Genomic DNA, 1,578 nt, shown 5'->3' with positions numbered 1-1,578 from the left:
TCCCAATTTTTATATACTTTACTTTTATTTTAGCACTACAATGTTGCTAATTAATACAGTATATATCTTGCCATAAAATTATTTTATTGATAAGTTTTATCTAATCGTGTTAATGCAAACATCTTATGCAAAATAATAGTTGTATGAATCCCTAATAAATGGCAAGTCAAATAAACCATTTATTAAGGATATAATTTAGCAAAATTTGTGATTGAGTATTAATAAATTTGTTGGAAAATCAACTCACAGCTATTATTCCTAAATTGGCTCTAAATAATACCATTTCTCAAAAATTTTTCTACATTTTCTTGAGTAAGGGAGTAGGTAGGGATGTTGCATGCAACGTCCGTACAGGGAGAAATAAACATAAGAATAATTAACATTAACGGAGTTGTTAATTAGCAAAAAGGGACTTTGTCTGTATTAATTATTTAGGGCTTGCTGATTAAATCTAAAAGCATTGAAATATAAAGAATTTAGCCTTTTTGGGGTCGAAAAAAGTACCTGGTATCACGTCTAAAACGCTCATGCATGGGGCGTATTTTAGGTTCAAAGTTGGGCAGAAAAATCATTCTGACAATTCTTACTCCTACTTCCTCGCTCCCGACCCATTTCTCCTGTCTCCAGTATAGATGTCTTCCCCTCCTGGGAGGAGTTAGGGGTGGGTTGTCTCCTACCCCAGCAAAAAGACTTTATTCAGCAAACCCTATTTAATAAATGAAGCGTCACCTTAGTATAGCATTAATGCATGAGAATTGGTATAATAAAAGTTTTTTTGACTTGAAGAAGGAGTCTGAATCAATTAGTGGTATTCAGACCCGCAACTAATTGAGTACCAGCAAATCATCAAACTTAGTGGGGATATTAAACCCATTTATTTATCAAAATAATTGGGTCGCGCAACCCCGCTTTGATTGGCGAAATCTTTTTGGAGACTTGCTCAGATCCCCGTTATAAAAACAACTTCTGACTTCTGAGGACTGACTCCTGAATTCTTTCTCGATCAATCATGGAATTAACTGTTGAATTCGTGCCAAAGGAATTTCCACCCATTCAGGACGATAATTCAGTTCATAATCAAGTTCATAAACAACTTTTTCTAAGAGATAAACATCTAAAAGTACCTGTATTTCCTCTTCAGTTTTTGGCAAGAATGAACTTGACATTGTATTGTTGAGGTAAGCTTTTAAAAAAGATATGCTCACCCAGCTATACCAAAATGTAGACCATTGTTCCATGGCAAGCAAATTTTCAGGACGAATCATTCCATTTTTAATTTCTTCCTGGAGAGCAACGTTAGCTGCATAATAAAATGACTCTAACATTATTGCTATATCTCGAAGTAAGGAACGCTTCATGCGACGTTCATTTAAAGGTCGAACACCTTCCCCTTCAAAATTAACAACTACAAAATCTTTACCTGTAAATAAAACGTTTTCTAAATGATAATCTCCATGGCAACGAGTACGCATCGCAGTAATTTTTCGTTCTACGACAGAACCTAAATGTGTCATAATTTGGTCCTGACGATTAATTACATTTTTCGCTAATTGTTGTTTATCTTGTGAAAATCCTGAA

General features: G+C 34.3%; 1 pseudogene. It reads right to left on the bottom strand.

What is annotated here, in order from left to right:
- Positions 1-1,007: 1,007 nt before the first annotated feature.
- Positions 1,008-1,578, bottom strand: a pseudogene (locus F6K13_RS32385) (alpha-amylase); the annotation flags it as partial.

Source organism: Okeania sp. SIO2B9 (assembly GCF_010672505.1).
Taxonomy (GTDB): Bacteria; Cyanobacteriota; Cyanobacteriia; order Cyanobacteriales; family Microcoleaceae; genus Okeania; species Okeania hirsuta.
Note: the sequence above shows the minus strand (reverse complement) of the source record. Positions and strands in the feature narration are given on the sequence as shown.